General features: G+C 55.3%; 11 protein-coding genes and 1 other RNA gene. 6 read left to right on the top strand and 6 right to left on the bottom strand.

From position 1 onward, the window contains the following. The first annotated feature begins 107 nt into the window (after positions 1-107). From nadK to bamE, 3 genes are all read left to right on the top strand, one after another. Positions 108-986: an NAD(+) kinase gene (gene nadK / locus ABTW00_RS05450; protein ID WP_064543386.1), complete on the top strand. Its 879-nt coding sequence runs from the start codon at positions 108-110 to the stop codon at positions 984-986. 85 nt (positions 987-1,071) lie between these two features. Beyond that, on the top strand, positions 1,072-2,733 hold the full coding sequence (recN, locus tag ABTW00_RS05445) for a DNA repair protein RecN (RefSeq protein WP_433639386.1): 1,662 nt from the start codon (positions 1,072-1,074) through the stop codon (positions 2,731-2,733). A 148-nt stretch (positions 2,734-2,881) separates the two neighbouring features. Continuing rightward, positions 2,882-3,220, top strand: coding sequence for an outer membrane protein assembly factor BamE (gene bamE, locus ABTW00_RS05440; RefSeq protein ID WP_064543353.1), 339 nt, complete (start codon positions 2,882-2,884; stop codon positions 3,218-3,220). Between the two features lie 66 nt (positions 3,221-3,286). Here bamE and ABTW00_RS05435 read toward each other — a convergent pair whose 3' ends face one another. After that, positions 3,287-3,583: an RnfH family protein gene (locus ABTW00_RS05435; RefSeq protein WP_065358043.1), complete on the bottom strand. Its 297-nt coding sequence runs from the start codon at positions 3,581-3,583 to the stop codon at positions 3,287-3,289. Further along, a complete protein-coding gene (locus ABTW00_RS05430; RefSeq protein ID WP_064543350.1) occupies positions 3,573-4,010 on the bottom strand; it encodes a type II toxin-antitoxin system RatA family toxin in 438 nt (145 codons plus the stop codon). Before ABTW00_RS05430 ends, ABTW00_RS05435 begins: the two co-directional genes overlap by 11 nt. A gap of 151 nt (positions 4,011-4,161) precedes the next feature. Between ABTW00_RS05430 and smpB the strand changes: the two genes are divergently transcribed. Then, the gene (gene smpB / locus ABTW00_RS05425) at positions 4,162-4,644 is read left to right on the top strand and encodes an SsrA-binding protein SmpB (RefSeq protein ID WP_064543348.1); all 483 of its coding nucleotides are present in this window, start codon (positions 4,162-4,164) and stop codon (positions 4,642-4,644) included. A gap of 48 nt (positions 4,645-4,692) precedes the next feature. Here smpB and ABTW00_RS05420 read toward each other — a convergent pair whose 3' ends face one another. From ABTW00_RS05420 to ABTW00_RS05405, 4 genes are all read right to left on the bottom strand, one after another. Further along, positions 4,693-5,862 carry an HlyD family efflux transporter periplasmic adaptor subunit gene (locus tag ABTW00_RS05420; RefSeq protein ID WP_064543346.1) on the bottom strand — a complete coding sequence of 390 codons (1,170 nt, stop codon included), beginning with the start codon at positions 5,860-5,862 and terminating at the stop codon, positions 4,693-4,695. Between the two features lie 10 nt (positions 5,863-5,872). Next, complete coding sequence (locus tag ABTW00_RS05415; RefSeq protein WP_433639380.1) at positions 5,873-8,005, bottom strand: type I secretion system permease/ATPase; 2,133 nt, start codon at positions 8,003-8,005, stop codon at positions 5,873-5,875. Positions 8,006-8,029: 24 nt separating this feature from the next. Beyond that, positions 8,030-9,379: a TolC family outer membrane protein gene (locus ABTW00_RS05410; RefSeq protein ID WP_433639378.1), complete on the bottom strand. Its 1,350-nt coding sequence runs from the start codon at positions 9,377-9,379 to the stop codon at positions 8,030-8,032. A gap of 72 nt (positions 9,380-9,451) precedes the next feature. Beyond that, positions 9,452-21,076, bottom strand: a complete 11,625-nt coding sequence (locus tag ABTW00_RS05405) for an Ig-like domain-containing protein (protein ID WP_433639376.1) — start codon at positions 21,074-21,076, stop codon at positions 9,452-9,454. A gap of 512 nt (positions 21,077-21,588) precedes the next feature. Between ABTW00_RS05405 and ssrA the strand changes: the two genes are divergently transcribed. Together ssrA and ABTW00_RS05395 are read left to right on the top strand one after the other, a co-directional pair. Next, positions 21,589-21,951, top strand: a transfer-messenger RNA (tmRNA) gene (ssrA, locus tag ABTW00_RS05400). A 165-nt stretch (positions 21,952-22,116) separates the two neighbouring features. Continuing rightward, on the top strand, positions 22,117-23,346 hold the full coding sequence (locus tag ABTW00_RS05395; protein ID WP_433639374.1) for an integrase domain-containing protein: 1,230 nt from the start codon (positions 22,117-22,119) through the stop codon (positions 23,344-23,346). Positions 23,347-23,375 lie beyond the last annotated feature (29 nt).

The following is a 23,375-nucleotide window of genomic DNA, read 5'->3' as shown; positions in this document are numbered from 1 at the left end:
TTTTTCGCAATCATCTCGCTAACTTCGCTTATTATGGGGATAAGATTTCGGGTTTCAAGGGAAGCTCTCACATTGTCACCAATCTTCGGCACAAGGACATTCAGAAAATGAACAATCATTTCAAGTGTATCGGTATTGTAGGACACCCTCGTCACCCGACGGCCCTGACAACACATGAAATGCTCTATCGCTGGCTGTGCACCAAAGGCCTCGATGTGATTGTTGAGCGCCAGATAGCCCAGGAGCTGAAGCTCGATAATGTGAAAACCGGCACGCTGGCCGAAATTGGTCAGAAAGCGGATCTCGCGGTAGTCGTTGGCGGCGACGGTAATATGCTCGGCGCAGCGCGGACTCTTGCGCGCTATGACATCAGCGTCATTGGCATTAACCGCGGTAATCTCGGCTTTCTGACCGACCTCGACCCGGATAACGCCCATCAGCAACTTGCCGACGTGCTGGACGGCAATTACATTGCCGAAAAGCGCTTCTTACTGGAGGCTCAGGTATGCCAGCAGAACTGTCAGAAGCGTATCAGCACCGCCATCAACGAAGTCGTGCTACACCCGGGCAAAGTGGCGCACATGATTGAGTTCGAAGTGTATATCGACGAGACCTTCGCCTTCTCCCAGCGTTCCGATGGCCTGATTATCTCCACCCCCACCGGCTCCACCGCCTACTCACTTTCCGCCGGGGGGCCGATTCTCACCCCATCATTGGATGCAATAACCCTGGTGCCAATGTTCCCGCATACGCTCTCCGCGCGCCCGCTGGTGATTAACAGCAACAGCACCATCCGCCTGCGTTTTTCGCACCGCCGCAGCGACCTGGAAATTAGCTGTGATAGCCAGATTGCCCTGCCCATCCAGGAAGGCGAGGATGTCTTAATCCGCCGCAGCGACTATCACCTGAATCTGATTCACCCTAAAGACTACAGCTATTTCAATACATTAAGCACAAAACTCGGCTGGTCAAAAAAATTGTTCTAATTTTATCGCCGCCTCTTTACTGGATAAAAAACCAGTCTATACTGTATGAAAACACAGTTATGGGTTTTCATACAGGAAAGCGGCTATGTTGGCACAACTGACCATCAGCAATTTTGCAATCGTTCGTGAACTTGAAATCGACTTCAACAGCGGCATGACGGCCATCACCGGGGAAACCGGTGCGGGTAAATCTATTGCAATTGATGCCCTCGGGCTGTGCCTGGGTGGCCGAGCGGAAGCCGACATGGTTCGCGTTGGCGCCACACGCGCCGACCTCTGCGCGCGCTTTGCGCTGAATGACACGCCAGCGGCCCTGCGCTGGCTCGAGGAGAACCAGTTGGAAGATGGCCGCGAGTGCCTGCTGCGCCGCGTCATCAGCAGCGACGGTCGTTCTCGTGGCTTTATTAACGGCACGGCCGTCCCACTTTCCCAACTGCGCGAACTGGGCCAGTTGCTTATCCAGATCCACGGCCAGCATGCGCACCAGCTGTTAGTCAAATCCGAACACCAGAAAACGCTGCTCGACGCCTATGCCGGCGAGCCCAATCTCGCACATCAGATGGCGGAAAATTACCGCCTCTGGCACCAGAGCTGCCGCGATCTGGCGGCTCACCAGCAGCAAAGTCAGGAACGCGCCGCGCGAGCCGAGCTGCTGCAATACCAGTTGAAAGAACTGATCGAGTTCAATCCGCAGCCCGGTGAATATGAACAAATCGATGAAGAGTACAAGCGCCTTGCTAATAGCGGCCAGCTGCTCTCCACGAGCCAGCATGCGCTGGCTATCCTGGCCGACGGCGATGACGTGAACCTGCAAAGCCAGCTCTATACCGCCCGCCAGCTGGCGGGCGAACTGGTGAGCATGGACGGCAAACTCTCCGGCGTGCTGGATATGCTGGAAGAAGCGGCCATTCAGCTAAGCGAAGCCAGCGACGAACTGCGCCATTATTGCGACCGGATGGATCTCGATCCAAATCGTCTGTTCGAGCTGGAACAGCGTCTGTCAAAACAAATTTCCCTGGCGCGGAAGCATCAAATCTCGCCGGAAGCGCTGCCGGAATACTATCAGTCGCTGTTGGATGAACAGCAGTTGCTCGACGACCAGAGCGACTCGCTTGAAACGCTCAAACTAGCTGTTTCTCGCTATCATCAACTGGCACTGGACACCGCGCGCCAGCTGCACGCTCAGCGTCAGGCCAGCGCCCAAGAACTGGCGCAGTTGATTACCGACAGCATGCATATGCTCTCCATGCCGCACGGCGTGTTTGATATCGACGTCAGCTTTGAAGAGCAGCATCTGACCGCCGAAGGTGCAGACCGTATTGAATTCCGCGTCACTACCAACCCGGGCCAGCCGCTGCAGGCGATTGCCAAAGTGGCTTCCGGCGGTGAACTGTCGCGTATTGCCCTGGCCATTCAGGTGATTACCGCACGCAAAATGGAAACCCCGGCGCTGATTTTCGATGAAGTGGACGTTGGGATCAGCGGCCCAACGGCGGCAGTCGTCGGCAAGCTGCTGCGCCAGTTGGGTGAATCAACCCAGGTGATGTGCGTAACCCACCTGCCGCAGGTAGCAGGCTGTGGGCACCACCACTTCTACGTCAGCAAAGAGACCGACGGCGCAATGACCGAAACCCATATGCAGCCGCTGGATAAACGGGCTCGTCTGCAAGAGCTGGCGCGGCTGCTGGGGGGCAGTGAAGTCACCCGCAATACGCTGGCGAATGCGAAAGAGTTGCTGGCCGCATAAACTTTTTTGATTTCCCAGAGTCTGAGTTCACAATAAAAACGCCGTAAGACCTGATATCAAAGGTTTCCAACTTACCTCAGGTCTATTATCATCGGCACATGACATATGAGCCGCGTACTGCTCGGGCCCGAAAAGGAATCAAATCACTATGCGCTGTAAAACGCTGACTGCTGCCGCAGCGGTTCTTCTGATGATGACTGCAGGCTGTTCCACTCTGGAGCGAGTGGTTTACCGTCCTGATATTAGTCAGGGGAACTACCTGGCACCTAACGATGTAGCGAAAATTCGTCCAGGCATGACCCAGCAACAGGTCGCCTACACCTTAGGTACCCCGATGATGACCGATCCATTCGGCACCAACACCTGGTTCTATGTTTTCCGCCAGCAGCCAGGCCATGAAAAGGCGACCCAGCAGACACTGACGTTGACCTTCAACAGCAGCGGTGTGCTGACCAACATCGATAACAAACCGGCGCTGACCAAATAAGCCAACGCTGACGAAAAAAAGCGCTCATTGAGCGCTTTTTTATTGTCTGCAAACAGCAGCAGAGGGTTATCCCTTTTTCTGCGCCGACTTTTCCGCCCGCTGGCGGCGAAGCTCTTTTGGATCGGCAATGAGCGGGCGATAAATCTCAACCCGGTCGCCATCGTGAACCTCATCCTGCAGTTTCGCCGGGCGACTATAAATACCGACCTTATTTTTGCTCAGATCAATATCATCCCGCAGCGCTAACAGGCCGCTTGCCTGAATCGCCTGCTCGATCGTCGCCCCCTCATTCAGGGTAACGCGCTGTACATACTGCTTTTGCGGCAACGCGTAGGCCACTTCCACGACAATCTTACCCGACACGATAAACCTCTCTGGCACGCATCGTGAAGGCCTGCACCATATTCAGCGCCAGTTCTTTAAAGATACGACCAAACGCCAGTTCAATAAGTTTGTTGGTAAACTCAAAATCGAGATGGAATTCAATCTTACAGGCGTCCTGGCTTAATGGCGTAAACTTCCAGCCGCCAATCAGCTTTTTAAACGGCCCATCGACCAGGTGCATCAAAATGCTCTGGTTATCGGTTAAGGTATTACGCGTGGTAAAGGTCTTACTGATACCCGCTTTTGCAACATCGACCGCCGCCGTCATTTGCGTCGGTCCAGACTCCAGAACGCGGCTGCCCGTACAACCGGGAAGAAAATCCGGGTAGGCATTCACATCATTCACCAGTTGATACATTTGCTCCGCGCTGTAGGGAACCAGCGCAGTACGGCTAATCTGAGGCATAGCAATTTCCATGATCGAACACGGCGTAAATAGTATCATTTATCTACGGTTAAAAAAAACGGACGCCGGCTATATCGTGCTAAGATAACGCATTACGCCTCGCGGGAGCTTGAGGCTAGGTTTATCAGATTAGCGATAATTTCAGGATATTATGACAAAGAAAAAAGCACACAAACCTGGATCGGCCACGATTGCGCTGAATAAACGCGCCCGCCACGAATACTTTATCGAAGAAGAATTTGAGGCGGGCCTGGCACTCCAGGGCTGGGAAGTGAAATCCCTGCGCGCAGGTAAAGCCAACATCGGCGACAGCTACGTTATCCTGAAAGACGGTGAAGCGTTCCTGTTCGGTGCCAACTTTACCCCGATGGCCGTAGCGTCTACGCATTACGTTTGCGATCCTACCCGCACCCGTAAGCTGCTGCTCAACCAGCGCGAACTGGATTCCCTGTACGGGCGTATCAACCGCGAGGGTTACACCGTGGTGGCGCTGTCGCTGTACTGGAAAAACGCCTGGTGCAAGGTAAAAATCGGCGTGGCGAAAGGGAAGAAACAGCACGATAAACGTTCCGATCTGAAAGATCGTGAATGGCAGTTGGATAAAGCCCGCATAATGAAGCATGCAGGCCGCTAATACGACTGGCTGACCCTCTCCTGGCGGGGGAGGGTTTTCGATACGCTCCTAGCGTTCACGCAACGCTTCATTCACCTTGTTCAGCGGTTTGATCAGATAATCGAGCACCGATTTTTGTCCGGTCTTAATCTCAACGCTTGCCACCATCCCCGGCAGGATCGGAAAACGCTGCCCCGCTTTATTGCGCAGTTCAGCGCTGTCGGTCCGCACGTAAACCCGATAGTAGAACTGATCCCGGCGAACCTCATCCTGTAATGTATCCGGCGAAACCACTTCGACCGTACCGTTCAGATTGCCATAGATCGACGTATCGTAAGCGGTGACCTTCACCGTAGCGGCAAGGCCTGGGCGAATATAGGCGATATCACGCGGGTTAATCCGCGTTTCAACCAACAGCTGATCTTCCAGTGGCACAATTTCCATCAGCTTACCGCCCGGCTGGAGCACGCCGCCAACGGTGGTGATCTGAATATCCTTCACCACGCCACGCACCGGGGAAAAGAGCGTAGCGCGATCCAACTGATCCGCTTTCCCCGCCATCACCTGTAACTGAGCATCAAGATCGGCGTTGGTTTTTACCTGTTCTTCCCGCGCCCGCACCGCAAACTGGTTACGCGCTTCATCGATTTTACCCTGTAGCTCGGTGGCCTGACGCTGAAGACGGATCACCTCAACCTGGCCTGCTGCCCCTTTCTGTACCAGCGGCTGGGTCATCTGCAGCTCCGCTATCACCAGCCGGTAGTTTTTCTGCAGATTGTTGACCGTTTCATTCAGGTTGCGGCGACGGGATTCATACAGTTGCTGTTCGCGGGCAACCAGATCCGGCTCGCGCATAGATTCGGCGCTGAACTTCAGCGGCGCGCCGGTCAGTTCAGCACGTAGACGCTCGCTGGACGCACGCAGCGCTCTGGCACGGGCAGCCGCTTCGCCGTAATTTGACTGAAACCGTGTCGGGTCAAGCCGGGCCAGCACCTGCCCCTGCTCGACAATATCCCCTTCGCGTACCGCCAGCGACTTGATGATCCCGCCATCCAGACTTTCGATCACCTGCGCATGGGTCGAGGGCGTGATTTTGCCCGTACCGACAGTCACCTCATCAAGGATCGCCCACCACGCCCAGACCACAAAGACCACCAGACCGATCAGCGACAGCCAGATAATCGACGAGTAAAACCGCCCCTGGCGCGCCAGCTCTTCCTGCATCCCCAGTTGACTCATGGCAATATCCTCAGGCGATAGACGCCACGTTACTGTTATTCTGCGCCTGCTTGAGCAGCGAATCCCGTGGACCATCAGCAATAATTTTGCCGTTTTCCATCACCACTATTCTGTCCACCAGATTGAGTAACGCCGGGCGATGGGTTACCAGGATCAGCGTACGCCCGGTCAGCCACTGCTGGAGCTGGCGGATAACCCAGGCTTCCAGCTGTTCATCCATTGACGCGGTGGGTTCATCCAGCAGCACAATCTGTGGATTGCGAACGATTAACCGACTCAACAGCACCATCTGCCGCTGCCCGCCGGAAAGCCCGCGTCCACCTTCGTTGATCAACCGGTCAAGACTGGCGGCATCCTGCTGCACCATGGTGATCGCTCCGCTGATACGCAGCGCCTGGATAAGTTCCGCCTCGGAGGCATGAGGATGCCCCAGCATCAGATTCTGCCGCAGCGTACCGAAGAAGAGACGCGAATCCTGAGAGAGGTAGCCCACCTGGCGACGGACGTCATCGGGGTCGATATGCGCCATATCAACGCCGTCGATAATCGTTTTGCCTTTCGTGGCCTGCGCCTGGCCAGAGAGCAGCTTCAGCAGCGTCGATTTTCCGGCACCGGTTTTGCCGAGAATGGCAACGCGCTCGCCGGGTTTAATCTCCAGCTCGCCGATCTGTACCGCCTGCTCGCCCTTCTCTTCGTCATAGCTGTACTGCAAGCCCTGGACCTGGTAGTGACCCGCCAGCACCGGGCAGTGGGCCATTTTTTTGTCGGCTTCTTTATCGAGCGGCTTTTTCAGCAGCTCATTCAGTCCGGTCATCGCCGATTTCGCATGTTGCCAGCGCGAGAAGACCATCGTCAGCTGCATCAGCGGCGCAATCGTACGCGAGGAAAGCAGGCTACAGGCGACCAGAGTACCGGTCGTGATCCCACCATCCAGCACCAGATAGCTGCCGAACACCAGCATCCCGGCGTAGGTGATCTGCTGGACAGTAGAGGCCCATCCGCTAAGCCGTGCGCCCCACACGCGCTGTTTCATGCCGATTGCGGCACCTACCGAATGGGTGTGCTCCCACTGGCGCTGGAAATAGGGTTCCGCCTGCAGGGCTTTGATATCCTCGATCCCTTCGATCGATTCGACCAGCACCGCGTTACGGATAGCGCTCTCGCGCATCCCCTCTTTCGCCAGCTTCGCCATCGGCCACTGCACCAGCAGGCCAGGAATAACAATCAACGGGATGGCGATCAGCGGAACCGCCACCAGCGGGCCGCCCACCAGCGCCATAATGCCAAGGAACAGGAAAACAAAGGGCATATCCATCGCCGCGCCGACGGTGGTTGACGTCAGGAGCTCGCGCACCTGGTCAATTTCACGGAGCTGGGAGATGAATGAGCCGGTGGATTTGGGACGCGCGTCGTTTTTGATGGCCATCGCCCGCGCAAAGAACAGCGAGGAGACCTTAAGGTCGATGTGCTTACCCATAATGTCGGAGACATGGGTTCGCGCAAGACGAATAAAATACTCAAACGCCGCCGCCATCAACACGCCGAAGAACAGCACCCACAGGGTCGGGATCGACTGAGCAGGAATAACCCGGTCATACACCTGCATTGAGAAAAGGATCCCCCCCAGCGCCAGCACGTTGCCAACAATCGAGGCCAGCGCAATCTCGCTCAGCTTGCGTCCGCTGTGGCGGAAATGACGCCAGAACCAGTGTGCTTCCCAGGGACGGGTAAACTCGTCGATACGCGAATCGCGCCCGCGTGCGGCGATGCCCAATAGAACAATCTCGGGTTTAACACGGGTGAGCAGGGTTTCCAGCGGTTCTTCACGCACCAGATCGCCGCCGTCGCTGAGCCAGTAGCTGACCAGACCGTCGGCGTCGATCGCCTCCAGCAGCATCAGCTCGCCGGATTCCAGTTGGACTATCACCGGCAGGGTCTGCGCATTCCAGCGCATATTTTTTAGTTCGGCGGTCCGTACCTGTAGCCCCATTAATCCACTCAGCCGCTCCAGACGTACATTCAGAGGCAAGGATTCAAACCAGCGCATCTGCTGACGTACCGCCGGCGCGTCAGCGGGCAGGCCAAAACGCCCTGCCGCCCGCACCATAACATTGATCCAGCTTTCGGTTTCGGGCTGTTGCATCTACATCTCCTGTACCCTGTGCGTTTAAAGGGAAGGCAGCGTGTCGCCCACGGTACGGCTCCGCTCAATACCTAACATGTCGAGTAAGTTATCTGCCGCAGCGGCATAGCGTACGGCCGCATCCCAGCCGTCATAGCGCGCAGTGATGGTCGAGGTATCGGCCTGAAAAACATCCTGTTCAACGCTGAGCAAATCATTGAGACTGCGTTTGCTGAGCTGGTATTCACCCTGATACACCCCTCGCGCCCGCTCGGCGCTGGCGTACTGTATTTCACCAGCCTGCTGGCGCTGCTGCGATCCGGCCAGATCCGCCCATGCCGTTGCCGCTTTCTGGTTGATATCCAGTTTGCTGGCCTCCACCTGCGCACGCGCGTTGGCACGATCGCCTTCCGCTGCGTCAACTCTCGCGCTGACCGCCCCGCCCTGATACAGCGGCGCATCCACCACCAGTTGGATCTGATCGTCCCAGTAATTGCTGCTGTTGCTGCTGCTCTGGTAGCGCGTACGGCCGGCCTGCACCGACAGCGTTGGCCAGTGCTGAGCTTGAGCCTGACGAATACGATCGTCAGCCGCGAGCTGTTTAGCGCGTGCGCTGCGTACCGCATAGCTTTGCTCATAGGGAAGCGTTTTGAGGGTGATTTTTTGCTTAAGCAGATCGACCGGCAGGTCGGGCAGCGTGTCTGCGGTCACGCCGGTCAGCACGCTGAGCGCTGCCTGAGCGGAGATCCGCTGCGCCGTGTATTGCGCCAGCGTGGCGTTCATTCCGGCGATACGGGTTTGCGCCTGCAATACGTCAGACTGCGAACTTAGCCCAGCTTCGGCGCGAAGTTTAGCCATCTCCAGCACTTTGTTCAGCGAGTTGGTATTTTTTTTCGCCGACTCCTCCAGCGCCTGAAAACGCTTAACCTGGAGATAGGTTTGCAGCGTCTGCATACCGACCTGATTCAGTGAATCATAGAGCTGGTAGCGATAGGCATCCGACAGGTTATGTTGCTCATCAATACTGCCGCTGGTTTTGCCAAAATCCCACAGCAGCTGGCGCAGGTTAATACCGGCTGAGGCGTTACTGTTCAGCGAACCGGAAGAGTCGGTTCGATGAGAACGTCCGGTATTCCCTTGCAAAGAGACCTGCGGGAACCAGGCGCTTTCCGCCTCGCTAAGATTGGCCTTGCCGACGCTAATTTGCGCCGCGGCCATCGAAATATTGGGGTTACGTGCAAAGGCGCGAAGAATCGCCTCTTTGATAGTCAGTTGTGCCTGGTAAGCATCTCCCGGCGCCGCTTGCCATCTTGTATCTTCCGCGCTTCTTGCGCTGCCCGTCGATGCCATCAACAGCGCCGCCAGCATTGTGCAATGCAGGATTGTTTTCGTCATTCACTCCACCTTAGGTTACCCCGGTGATATTTTTACATCCGAACCCGCCTCGTCCCTGAGGCGACAACCGGTTTACACCATATTGACATGCAGCCCGTGCTGGATGAGAACATCACCTAGCGTATTGCTTTGAGAGCTGTTGTGATAAACATCGAACTGGATCCCGCCGATATCACGCTGCCCGCTGACGCTCCAGATATCTCCCTGCCCCTGCACCAGATTCACCTGGTCGCCGGACACACCTTTAATCAGCAGGTCGTCTTCAGGTTTATCGGTAATTCTTAAGGCCTGTTGCAGGTCAAGGGTGATGCTGTTAGTGCCGGACGAGCCTAAATCGACAATTTCGATATTCTGGATTTTGTCACCCAACGCCGTCAGGTCGAGCTGGAGATGTAGCCCGTCGAGGATCAGCGTATCGGTTCCGGCACCGCCATCGATATGGGTTAACCCCAGAGACGAAAGATGGATAGTGTCGTTACCGGCGCTGCCCGTTACGGAGTCCCCGGTCTGATGGGTTCCGTCGGCCAGATCGATAGTGACGCCTCCAATAGTGTAGGCACCGGTAGCGGCATTTTCTTCCGTAGCCTGTTGATTTTCTGCACTCTGTGCTTCAGTCGTGCTTTCGGTCGACAGGACACTGACTTTCGCCGCCGTGGTGGTGGTGGTCGCCAGCGTGCTGTGGTCGTCAGAGGACTCGCTGGCAGCCAGCACCGACAGGGTCTCAGCTTCAGTTGCCATCAGCGTGGCCGGTGGCGTGGTGGAAATAATGCTGCCGTTAAGGCCGACGTTAAGATAGGTGTGGTTCCCGGCCGCATCCACCGCGTCAATATTCAGAACGCTGGTGAGGCTAAGGATAACACCAAGGTTCAGCACCAGGCCCAGAGACGCCGTCCAGTTGCCACTCGCATCCGGCGTCACCACCGCAAAGGCCGTACTGTTCACCAGTGAAACCCTGATTGAACCGCCTGCGCCCACGTTGGTCGATTTACCGCTGATGGTCAGTACCACCAGACCCAGAAGTGAACTCAGCGGGTTAATCGATACCGTCGGAGCCGTCTGTTTACTGCTGACATCCACAGAGGTGGTGCTGGTGTTACCGACCTTATCGGTGACGCCCGCCGTCACTTTCAGGGTGCCATCGGTAATCCCTTTCAGGATGGAAGAATCAACGGTCGCCGACCAGGTCCCGGTAGTGGCGTCCACCGTGATCTTGCCCGGGTCGAGAACTGTGTTGCCAACGGTGACAACCACTTTTGCCCCGTCGGCCAGGCCGTTGATTTTCCCGGTGATGCTCTGGGCCGTATTGGCTTCACTGATGTTCAGCCAGCCATCGTTGCCAAACAGCGAGGTCAGGGAGATCGACGGCGGGTTATGCGAAATCACGGTCAGCGCGCCGCTGCCTGACGCGACATTACCCGCCGGGTTAGTCAACGTGACGCCGACCGTCAGGTTACCGTCCGCTAACTGACTCAGGTCGCTGGTCGGAACGCTGACAGACCATGTTTTATCTGCCCCAACCGTTGCGGTATAGGTGCGCGTACCCAGCGTCACCGTTACCTTGGATCCAATCCCACTGTCGTTGGTGGTCCCGGAGATCACCTGCGCTTTCAGCAGGTCGGCAATACTCAATCCGCCGTCGCCGAAGATGCTGTTCACGACCAGCGTCGGCAAGGTGTTAATCGCCACCGACGGCGTCACGCTGACGGTATCTTTGTTACCGGCCATATCCTGAACCGAAACGCTGACGTTAAGCGGGCCGTCGGCAAGTTTCTGCAAATCAACCGTCGGCAGCGCCGCTTTCCAGGTGCCGTCTGCATTCACCGTCGCGGTGTAGTTAAAGCCGCCCAGGGCGATTTTCACCTGCGCTCCCGCCGCCAGGTTGGTGACGCTACCGCTGATAAACTGCTGGCTCAGCAGGTCGTTAAGATCCAGGCCGTTGCCGCCAAACAGCGGGTTAAGCGTGATTTTCGGCACGTTAGTCACGATAGAGGTGATCACCTGGGAACTCGTCGCCTGGTTACCCGCGCTGTCGGTGACCGACGCCGTCAGCGTCAGGCTACCGTCACCGAGTCCTTTCAGTTCAGCTTTGGTCAGTTCCAGAGACCAGACGCCGCCAGTAACGGCAACGCTATCATGTATCACTCCGCCGATCGTCACCTTTATGAAACCGTTGTCCAGGTTAGTGACCGTACCGCCTATGGTCTGCCCAAGATTGGCCTCATCCAGATTCAGATAGCCGTCATTGCCAAACAGGGAGGTGATATTGACCACCGGCAGTTTGGTGAGGTTAACAATAGCGTTATGCGTTGCATCGGTGACGGTGTTGCCGGAGGGCGTGGTGATTTTCACGCTGGCGGTCAGATTACCATCCGTCAGGCCGAGCAGATCGGTACTTTTAGCGGTAATGTTGAATGAACCGCCGCTCACCGTGCCGGTAAAGACCTTACCGCCAACGGTCACCTGTATCAGCGAGCCGTCGGCCGCATTGGCCACCGTGCCTGTAATCAGCTTATCGGTCTGCGCCCCCACTGCGCTCAGGGTATTAGTGCCAAACAGCGTCAGCGAGTTCAGCACCGGCGCCAGCAGATCCAGCTTCAGCGAACCGCTGACGCTGGTCGCATTATTACCATACTGATCCGTTGCCGCCATGGTGACGGTCAGCGGTCCGGTGGTACCCAGCGCTTTCAGCGCATCGGCAACGGTGGACGGCAGGCTAACGGACCATTTACCGGTACTGTCTACCGTGGCGGTGAAGGACGCCGTGCTGCCAATGGTAATTGTCACTTGCCGCCCGGCCGCCAGCCCTGTGGTGGTCCCGCTTATCACGCCGGAAACCAGTTCGTTCAGCGAAAGCGTGCCGTCGCCGAACAGCGAACCTAGCGTAATGGTCGGAAGGGTTTTTGCCACGCCAAAGCTGATATTGGTGCTAACCAGGTTGCCGTCGAGGTCGGTGATATTCACCTTCCCGGTAATGGTTCCGTCCTGCAGTCCCTGAAGCAGAGAGGACCCCAGCGTGGCCGACCACAGCCCCTTAACGGCATCAACTGTACCGGTAATCGTCTGACCAGCGATAACCAGCACTACGCTGCCCACTTTGTTTGCGTTGCTGACAATACCGCCAATGGTATGGGCAGTGGCGCTTTCAACATTGTTGATCACGTTATCGACATCAATAACGTTACCTACGGCCAGCGTAACGGCCTCCGCCGCTTTCGGCAGGTCGCCCAGCGACAGGCGCACGTTCGCCAGCGGATCGCTGCTGTTGCTCGGTACAACGTTGCCGTTCGCATCGGTGACGACCAGCTGTAAGCCCAGGGTCTGATTTAGCAGCCCCAGCCAGAGTGACGGCGGCAGGTTAATGGAGAACTTGCCATCGTTGCCCACGGCGACGCTATCCAGCGGAATATTGATATTGGTTCCGGCGATGGTCAGCTTAACGGTTGCCCCGCGGTAGTCTCCGTCTACATGACCGGTGAGGATTTGAGTAACCTGAGACTCGGCGATATTGAGCACACTGTCATTGCCAAAGACGCTGTCAATGGCCACGCCCAGGTCCTTGTTCAGAGCGACGTTGAGGGTCACAGAATTTGTGCTGGTATTACCGGCCGCATCCGTTGCGGTAACACTCACCACCTGCGCGCCGTCGGTTAAGGTCAGCAAATCGGCTTTCGGGAAGGTCACGGACCATTTGCCATCGGGACCCACGGTGGCCGGAAGTGATAGCAGCCCAATTCTGATGAGCAGACTTTCGCCCTGCTGACCTTTGCCGGAAATCACCAGTCCATCTTTGATATCGAGGGTATTCAGCACCGCAGGAAGCAGGTTGAAATTGACATCCAGCAGCGGCGGCGTCGCATCCAGGGTGAACTCTTCCTTTGTCTGATACGAGTTACCGGCACTGTCGCTTACCGAGGCCCGGAAGGTATAGTCGCCGTCGCTCAGGCCTGCCAAATCGCCTTTCGGAATGGAGGCAGACCAGCTACCGCCCGCGACGGTGGAGTAGTAGACTTTCACCACCGTACCCGCTGAATTCAGCAACTCAATACGCACTTCACGGCCGTTTGCATCGGATGTCCCGGTTAAGATCTGGTCGAGACCTTTACCGGTGCTGTTCAAATCGGCAAACGCGTTAATCGCCAGGCTCGGCGCCACGGTATCCACCGTGACGTTCACCACCGCATTAGGGGCACCCGCTCCACTGGCGATAATGCTGTTTGGCCCTTCACTGAGATCGGTTTTGGGCACAATAACCTGCCAGCTACCGTCGCTACCAATCGGGATATTCTCGTAGGTGTGCCCGCCAATCTCCAGCGTAATCACGCCGGAGACATTGCTGCTTTTCCCGCTGATGGTGGTGCTGCCTGAAGCCAGCGCCGCCGCATTCAGCGAGTTATTAAGGCCCACTGTATCGATGGTGATCCAGGCTGCCGGCGGTGTGATATCGATAATCAGGCCAAGATCGGTGGTGCCGGTGACGATCGTCGGGTTACCCGCTTTATCGTTTGCCGTCAGCGTGATGGTGCCGCTGGTCATGCCCACCATCTGCTCCGGCGTGACCTGCAGGCTCCAGCTATGGTCACTTTGCACCGTTGTCTGGAAGGTCTTACCGCCGATAGTAATCGTAATCTTCTGTCCGGCTTCCAGATTCGTCGAGGTGCCGGTGAGCGTCTGTACAAGCCGCGACTCACCGTAGTCCAGGGTTCCGCCTGCAAATGCGGAAGTGACGCTGATTGTCGGCTGTATCAGCGCAATATTGACCGGCTGGGTAATGGTGGTCACGTTGCCCGCCACGTCGGTCACTTTCACATCAATACTTTGCAAACCGTTGGTCACGCCGCTCCAGTCGGCCTGATTCATGGTCAGAGACCAGCCGGTTCCCCCTGAGTTAACGACGCCAGGGAACGTCTTACCGCCGATGGTCACCGATACCGTCGAGTTACCCGGTATCGCTGTTGTCAGGTTGCCGGTCAGCGTCATCGGGCTTGTCACATCGCTAAGGCTGACGTTGCCGTCGCCAAACGCCGAGGAGAGGGTGATCACCGGGTTACTCAGTGCAGCAGAGAATTCGCGTACCGATTCGTTCACGTTGCCGAACTGATCCTCAGCGGTCACCGTAATGGTGTGCTTACCGTTGCTGAGGAATTGCAGCGCATTGGCCGGCAGCGCCAGGATCCAGTTTCCGTTCGCCAGCACCGTGGCCGGGTAGCTGACCCCGTTGACGTCGATAGTCAGCTTCACATACTGCGTGCCGCTGGTAACACCTGTTGTCCCCGTCAGCGTCAGCGGTCCGCTGGCTTCGCTAAGGCTTAGCAGGTTATCGCTGCCAAACAGATCAACGATAGACGGTGTCGGCAGGCTGGTATGGACCGTAAAGTTCACCGACTGCGTATCGGTATTGCCCGCCGCGTCGGTGGCGGTGATCGCCAGCGTCTGGGAACTACCGTTAGGCAGATTTTGCAGCACCTCTTTTGGCAGATTGATAGTCCAGCGACCGTCTGCAAGCACCGTTCCGCTGTAGGTTACCCCGTTTAACACCAAGGAGACTTTTTGCCCGGCGCCGGAGAGATTCGTGGTGCCGGAAATGGTCTGATTGCTGGTTGATTCGACGAAATTCAGCACGCCGTCGGTAAAAGCCACGACCGGGCTAAGCGACGGAGCCGAATGGGTTGCGGCGGTAAAGCTCCCGCTGCCCGTCGAGACGTTGGCGGCATTATCGATAACCGTGATATCAACGCTAACCTTGCCATCCGGGAAGGCTTTCATCTGGGCGGACGTCAGCGACAGGCTCCAGCTACCGTCGGCATTGATGGTGGCCGGGCCGTAATCTACGCCGTTAATGCGGATGGTCACGCTCTGGATACTGGCTTTCGCCAGCCCGGTAGAGCCGCCTATTGTGCCGGTTGTTGCACCGGATTCCAGCACGTTCAGAATACCATCGCCAAACGGCGCCGCCAGGGTCGGCGTCGGCAGCGTATCGGTCTGCACGTTAAAGCTGGCGCTGCCGGTGACGGCGTTTCCGGCTCTGTCGACAATCGTGACGGTCATTAAGTGCGAACCGTCGCTTAATGCCAGCAATGCAGCCGGTGGCAGCGTTAACGACCAGCTGCCGTCATTGTTGACCGGCACCGTAATTGGGTTAATGCCATCAATGGTTATCTTAACGGTCTGGCCCGGACCGGTTACCGAGGTTGAACCACTCAGGGTTTGCCCGAGCGTGGCTTCTGCGAGGTTAATAATGCCATCGCCGCCAAACAGACCGCTGAGGGATGGCAGCGCCGGTCTGGTCAGCAGGTAATCAACGTTGGCCGTCGCACCGGCCTGGTTGCCCCATCCATCCGACGCGCTGACCGTATAGACATGCGTACCATCGCTGTTAGCCGGGATATCGTTAGAGCCAACAATAATGCTCCATTTACCGTCGCTGCCCACGGTTCCACTTCGTACCGCCACGCCATCAACATAGAGCGTCACCACGGTATTAGCGGCAAGACCGCGACTGGTCCCCGTAATCGTTGTACCGGCCTGGGCATCGTTAATATTGACCAGCGCATCACCGAAAGGCGTGCTCATGGTCAGGGTCGGTGGCGTGGTGCTGTTGACATCGACAGGAATTTTCACCTGTGTGGTATTGCCGTCCGCATCCGTCGCGCTCAGCGTCCACTCGCCTTTGCCCTGGGTAAGATTCTGCAAAACGTCCAGCGGAACGGTCATCGACCAGCTATTGCCCGGCCCCGCCACGGTATCAACAATTTTACCGCCCACGTTGAGCGTAACGATCTGCCCTTCTGGCGCTGTACCCGACAGCACCTGGATAGCCGCCGTTTCGCTGATATTGACCTTGCCATCGGCAACAAAACTGCCTGGGTTCAGCGTAAGCGCCGGCCCGATCAGATCCACCGTTACCGTATGGTTGACTGGCGTCGCCGTGTTATTGGCGATATCCGTAGCATTTGCCGTCACCGTATACAGCTGCGAGCCGGAACCGCTGGACAGCGCCTGAACATCGGCAGCCGGCACGTCAACGCTCCACTTGCCGGTGCTGTCCACCAGCCCGGTATAGGTCTTACCGTTCAGCGTAACGGTGACAATACGACCGGCGGTAAGGTTCTGGGATGAGCCGCTGATTGTCAGCGCCTGAAGATGCTCGATGGCGTTAATCACATCATCACCGGCGATGACATTAACGGTGAGGGAAGGCTGTTTGCTGGCATCGGCCACAAAGGTCAGATTATGGTTACTGGTGGCTGAATTACCGGCGACATCGGTAACGGTAGCGGTAATCACCTGGGTACCGCTGGTCAACCCGGTCATCACCGACGAAGGCAATGTCAGCGACCAGGTACCGTCTGGCTGAACCAGAGCACCCGTATAAGTGACGCCGTTAAATACAACGCTGATAATACTGCCCGCCTCGGTGTTGGTGGTTTTACCGTTAATCACCAGCGGCTGCGAAGATTCACTCACATTGATGAAGTCATCGCCGGAAATAGCATTGATGGTAATGGTTGGCAGGGTCGCCGGATTGGCATCAAGAATAAAACTGCCCTTCATCACGGTCGGGTTACCGGCTGAATCACTGATGGTGGCCGTATAGTTAATCGGGCCGTCAGGCAGGCCTACCAGCGCGCCCGCCGGCAGCGAGATGCTCCAGGTCCCGTTACTTAACAGCGTAGTGGTATAGGTCTGGTTGTTAACGACCACAACAATCGTATGTGGATGGTCAGGATCGTAAGGCCCGCCGGTACCGCTAATCGGCACGCTCTGCACCACCTCGACCGCGTTAACGTAGCCACCGCTGACCGCCTGAAGCGTTAACGCTGGAGGTGTTTTATCAACGTCGATGGTGCCGTTGATGACGCTGGTGTTTCCAGCCGCATCCTTCGCGGTGACGGTGTAGGGAATCGGAGTTAAGCCAGTATCCGGGGCATTTAATAACGAGGCAGGCGCATCCAGCGACCAGTTGCCGTTGGCATCAACGGTGGCGCTGTAGTTGATGCCGCCGATATTCACCACGACCGTCTGTCCGGCGCCGAGTACGCCTGTACTACCGGTGAGCGTTGGCGAACCTGCAGCTTCTGCACTATTCAGTATGCCGTCGCCAAATGGCGTATTAATCGTCGCCGACGGTACTTTGTTGATAATCACCGTAAAATCATGGCTGACGCTAATCGGGTTACCGGCGGCATCAACGGCGCTGACGGTGACGGTAGATTTGCCATCACTCAATGCTTTGGCATCCGCTGCCGGTATCAACACCGACCAGGTACCGTCAATTTCGGTTGCCTTTGAATAGGTTTTACCGTTCAGGGTGACGGTGACGATGGTATTGGCCGTCAGATTGCTGGAAATGCCGGTGATACTGAAACCCGCTCCCGCCTCGGCCACGTTGATAGCATCATCACCTGTGACTGGCAGCACGCTGATAGCGGTAAGGTCTTTATCAATGGTGAAGTTATGCTGTGATGATACGGTGTTACCGGCCTGGTCGCTGGTCGTCGCCACCAGGGTATAGCCATTGCTGGTCAGTGCAGCCAGATCGCCCTGCGGGATCTGCACAGACCATATGCCGCTGGCATCCACCGTACCGGTCCAGGACTGCGACCCCAGGGAGACGGTAACCGTCTGCCCTTGCTGGACATTGAGCGTCTTACCGGTGATGGTGATAGCCTGGTTAATTTCAGCAGCATCGATAATATTGTTGCTGGTGACCGGATCCACACTCAGCACCGGCTGTTTGGTCGGATCTATCGCCACCTGGATAGGCTTCGTTACCACAGTGGCGTTGCCCGCGCTATCGGTCACCGTGACCGTCATATTGATGGTGCCGTCCGGCAGCGCTTTCAGATCCGCCGAAGTGACGGGAATAGACCAGGCTCCGTTTTGCCCAATGGTGGTAGTGTAGGTTTTACCGTTCAGCACCAGGGTGACTTTATCCCCGGTCTGTACATCGGTTGCCGTCCCGCTCAACGTCTGGGTGATGTTGGCTTCGTTGGCGTTTAGGTAGTTGTTTCCTGCAAACGCAGAGATGGTGACCTGCGGCGGCACCACATCAACGGGAACATTCAGATTCTGAGAACCGGTGTTGCCGGCAATATCGGTGACCGTAACGGTGACCTGGAGCGGCGAGCTGGCATTGGTCAGCCCCGACAGCGCGCCTGAAGGAATGGTGGCGCTCCAGTTACCGTTGGCATCTACCGTTCCCTGATAATTAACGCCGTCGAGGGTAATGACCACCTTCTGCCCTGCCCCGCTTACGCCGGTTTTACCGCTGAGGGTCTGGTTCTGGGTAATCTCCTGCGCGTTTAGCACACCGTCGCCAAACGGCGTGTTAAAGCTGACATTCGGCAAGTTATTAATAACAATATTGATAGTATGGTTGTCGCTTACCGCGCCATTAGGCCCGATCGCCGTCGCCGTAACCGTCAGCGCGCCATCCGGCTGGGTCAGCAGCGTTCCGTCAGGCAGCGTGACCGACCAGTTGCCCTGAGCATCGGTTTGCGCCGGGAATGTCTTCGTGCCAATGGTTACCGTTACGGTGGTATTTGCGTCCAGCCCCGCGCTGGTACCGCGGATGGTGACCTGGCCTGTGGCCTCGTTTTTGCTGATATAATCGTCACCGGCAATAATACTGATCGCCACGCCACCCTTCAGGGTATCGACGTTAACCGTTGAACTGCCGGTCCCCGTTTGCCCGGCAAGATCAGTAACGGTCACGCTAATGCTAGTGGGCCCCTGCGGCAATTTCTGCAAATCAGCCGCGCTAATTTGCACGCTCCAGTTGCCGTTGGCATCCACCTGCGTGATGTAGCGTTGATCGCCGATCGTGACCTGCACCGTACTGCCCGCCGGTGCGTTTTTCGTAATACCGGAAAGGGTCTGGTCAGTTTTAACCTCGGCGGCATTCAGTGCATTATCGCCGGTCAGCGGCGTGACGGTGACCGTAGGCAGCAGCGTTTTAACATTAAAACTGCCGTTTATCGTGGTGGTATTGCCCGCCGCATCGGTCAGGGTTGCCACAATGTTGTTAGTCCCCTGCGGCAGTGCGGTAAGATCGGCAGGCGATAAGGAAATAGACCACTTACCGTCCACGCCTACCAGCGCCGTGTAGTTTTTACCGTTCAGGGTTACGGAAACCGTACGGCCCTGATCTTCAATCGATGCGATACCGCTAAGCGTCTGGCCCGCTTTCGCTTCCTGTAGGTTAAGAATATTGTCGCTGGTCAGTGGCAGGACAGCCAACGAAGGCGGGGTGAGATCGACGGTAACGTTGCCCTGTACCTGTCCGGTATTTCCTGCCGCATCTTTGGCAACCACGGTTATCGGCAAGGTACCGGCAGCCAGTGCCGCCATATCGGCAGCGCTAAGGTTTAACGTCCACTTACCGTTAGCATCCGCAGTCGTTTCCCAGGTTTTATTACCAATCGTCACCGTGACCGTCTGCCAGCTGCCTTTTACGCCGGTCGTCCCCGTCAAGGTCTGAGCAGCGGCATGTTCTGCGCTATTGACGTAGCCATCGCCAAACGGCGTATTGAGGGTCGGCTTAGGCAGGTCATGGGTCATCACGTCCAGATTCTGAGTCGCCTGGGCCGACAGGGTTCCAAGTGAGACACGAGCAGAGATAGTGTAATTACCATCCTGCAGCAGTTGCAGATCTGCCGACGGGATCGAGACGCTCCAGTTACCCGCGCTATCCACGGTCGCCACATAGTTTTTGCCGTTCAAGGTCACGATAAGCGTAACGCCGGTACCGTACAGGCTGGTGATTCCCCGCACTTCCATCGGTTGTTGGGCCTCAGCCGCGCTCAGATGACCATCGGTGGACAGGATTGCAATCGCTACAGCCGGCTGGGAGGTATCAATGGTAATCGTCTCACTAGCGGTAATGACCTTACCGCTTTTCTCCGTGTAACTCACGGTCACGACCTGAGAACCGTTAGCCAGCGCCTGCAGATCCGCCGCAGGGATCTCCACGCGCCACAGGCCATCGCCGCCAACCGTCGCAAAATAGGTTTTACCATTTAACGTAATGGTCACCATCTGACCGGAAGCGATATTTTGTGTTGAGCCCCACAGCAGTTGGTTCAATTGAACTTCGGCCGAGTTCAGGGCGTTATCGTTGGCAAAAGGACTAATAAAAATTTTAGGGGTAGCAACAGGCTCAGGATCCTTCCCGCCTCCCCCGCCGCTGTTATGACCGTCATTCCCGCCACCGTCACCACTGCTACTGGCTGCGATAGCAATTCCGCCGATCACCGCGGCGCCAGCTATCGCGCCAAGCACGCCCAGGGTTGAGATCCCCGCAATGCCCGCACTACCGGTCAGCGCACCAATAGAGGTTTCGACAATGGTCGGCACCACCGCCTCAGCGGCCATTGGGCCCGCTTCCGTTGCAAACGGGAAGGCTGCGCGATGTACGCCATACTCATCTTCAAAAATCAGTTCGCTGTGTAAGCCGTTAGCATCAAGCGTAAAGAAGCTTTGATAGCGTACCGTCGTACCGTCCTTCATGTGGACAATAAGATCGTCGCCCTGCCGTTCATAAAAATTAACTGATTCAGGCGAAGCATTAATTTTCACTACGCTGCTTTGCGAGAGATTAACGACCCTGTCAGCACTTTGCGAATAACTTGTGATCTCCTTCCCAGTTTCACGGCTAATAATATCTACGGTCGGAGAAAGTGCGCTTGGTTCTGCCATCTTGATATTCCTCTCGCTGCAAGGTAATTACGCACGGCGGCAATAAGGATAAAACGCCTGATAATGGGCATCACCTTGAAATTGATTCAATAGAATATAAGTGCAACACATTGATTATTAAAATAACAATCAATTCATTACATTACGACCATCTGAGCGATCGCTTTAAAAGCTATAACGCGCACCCTGCATTAAAGCAAATAAAAACTATAAATAAGTTTATTTCACAAAACACGATGGATGGTCTAGCAGGGGAAAAATAAAATATCTTTAAGCGATGCTAAACAACTTCAATGAAGTGTTTAAGTCGCATTAATGTGCCCTACCATAAATAAGGGTGTGATTTTAAAATATGATATATCATGCAAATAATAATGGCATTTATATTATTGCTGTCATTTTAGATTATTTTCTCTGTTTACATACGCTGTACAGAACGCAACCAGCTGCAATCCCTCACGATTTGCGCTGGCGTCACGCGTCACAAATCTGTTATACTGTGTGAACACATTGGGGCTGATTCTGGATTCGACGGGATTTGCGAAACCCAAGGTGCATGCCGAGGGGCGGTTGGCCTCGTAAAAAGCCGCAAAAAATAGTCGCAAACGACGAAAACTACGCTTTAGCAGCTTAATAACCTGCTCTGAGCCCTCTCTCCCTAGCTTCCGCTCTTAAGACGGGGATCAAAGAGAGGTCAAACCCAAAAGAGATCGCGTGGAAGCCCTGCCTGGGGTTGAAGCGTTAAAACTAATCAGGCTAGTTTGGTAGTGGCGTGTCTGTCCGCAGGTGCCAGGCGAATGTAAAGACTGACTAAGCATGTAGTGCCGAGGATGTAGGAATTTCGGACGCGGGTTCAACTCCCGCCAGCTCCACCACTTTTTAGTTGTTTGAAGTACAATAAAGTCTACTAAGCCCGCATAGCACAAGCTCTGCGGGCTTTTTTACGTCTATTGTCGTCCAGTGAGAATTGCTGAGAACTATCACATATGGCACCCTGAATGGGACCCACTAAGAAGGGTCCATAAACCGAGGGGCCTAAAATGGCAAAAATCGCTAAGAAGCTCACTGACACTGAAATCAAAAGCACCAAGCCAGCCGACAAAGAAATCAACTTGTTTGACGGAGATGGTTTGATACTACGAATCGCTCCCCTCTCGAAAGGAGGAAAGAAGAATTGGTATTTCAGGTATGCAGTGCCAGTGAGTAAAAAAAGAACCAAAATGAGCCTTGGAACCTATCCTCACCTTACACTGGCAAGAGCCAGAGCCTTACGTGATGAATATCTTTCCTTTCTGGCAAATGGTGTTGATCCACAAATCCATAACAACGATAAGGCGAAGGCATTAAAGAGTGCTACTGAGCACACTCTCCAAGCCGTAGCGCGGAAATGGTTAGATGAGAAGGTAAAGACATCAGGTATCTCACAAGACCATGCAGCAGACATCTGGCGCAGCTTAGAGAGAAATGTCTTTCCCGGTCTGGGTAATGTCCCTATCAATGAGATCCGACCTAAGCTCTTAAAACAACACCTTGATCCTATTGAGCAACGAGGCGTATTGGAAACTCTACGCCGTATCATTTCACGTCTGAATGAAATCTTCCGGTGGGCAGCTACTGAAGAACTTATTGAGTTCAACCCGGCTGACAACCTTGGTCAAAGATTCAGTAAACCAAAAAAGCAAAATATGCCTGCCCTTCCCCCAAGCGAATTGCCAAGGTTTATGGAATCTTTGACGAATGCGTCAATCCGGTTGGAAACACGTATGCTAATTGAATGGCAATTGTTGACATGGGTTCGTCCGGGTGAAGCCGTTCGCGCAAGGTGGTCTGATATTGATACAACCAACAGCATTTGGAACATTCCTGCTGATTTCATGAAAATGAAAAAGCCTCACAAAGTTCCTTTGAGTAAAGAAGCTTTGCGCATCCTTGAATTAATGAAATCAATAAGTGGGCATAGAGAATGGGTTTTCCCCAGCATAAAAGCGCCTCTTAATCATATGCATGAACAAACAGCCAACGCAGCTATTATCCGAATGGGGTTTGGAGGCGAACTTGTAGCTCACGGTATGCGTTCGATTGCAAGAACAGCGGCAGAGGAGTCTGGTAAGTTCAGAGCTGAAGTTCTTGAGGCAGCACTCGCCCACTCTAAAAAAGATGAAATTATCGCAGCATACAATCGTGCAGAATATCTGATAGAACGACAGAGTTTGATGCAATGGTGGAGTGATTACGTTCAAACTCAAAGATTAAATGCTCTGGTAGCCTAGGCATCAGAATAGTTAATATAATCCTGAAG

This window comes from Kluyvera georgiana, assembly GCF_050990895.1.
Taxonomy (GTDB): Bacteria; Pseudomonadota; Gammaproteobacteria; order Enterobacterales; family Enterobacteriaceae; genus Kluyvera; species Kluyvera georgiana.
Note: the sequence above shows the minus strand (reverse complement) of the source record. Positions and strands in the feature narration are given on the sequence as shown.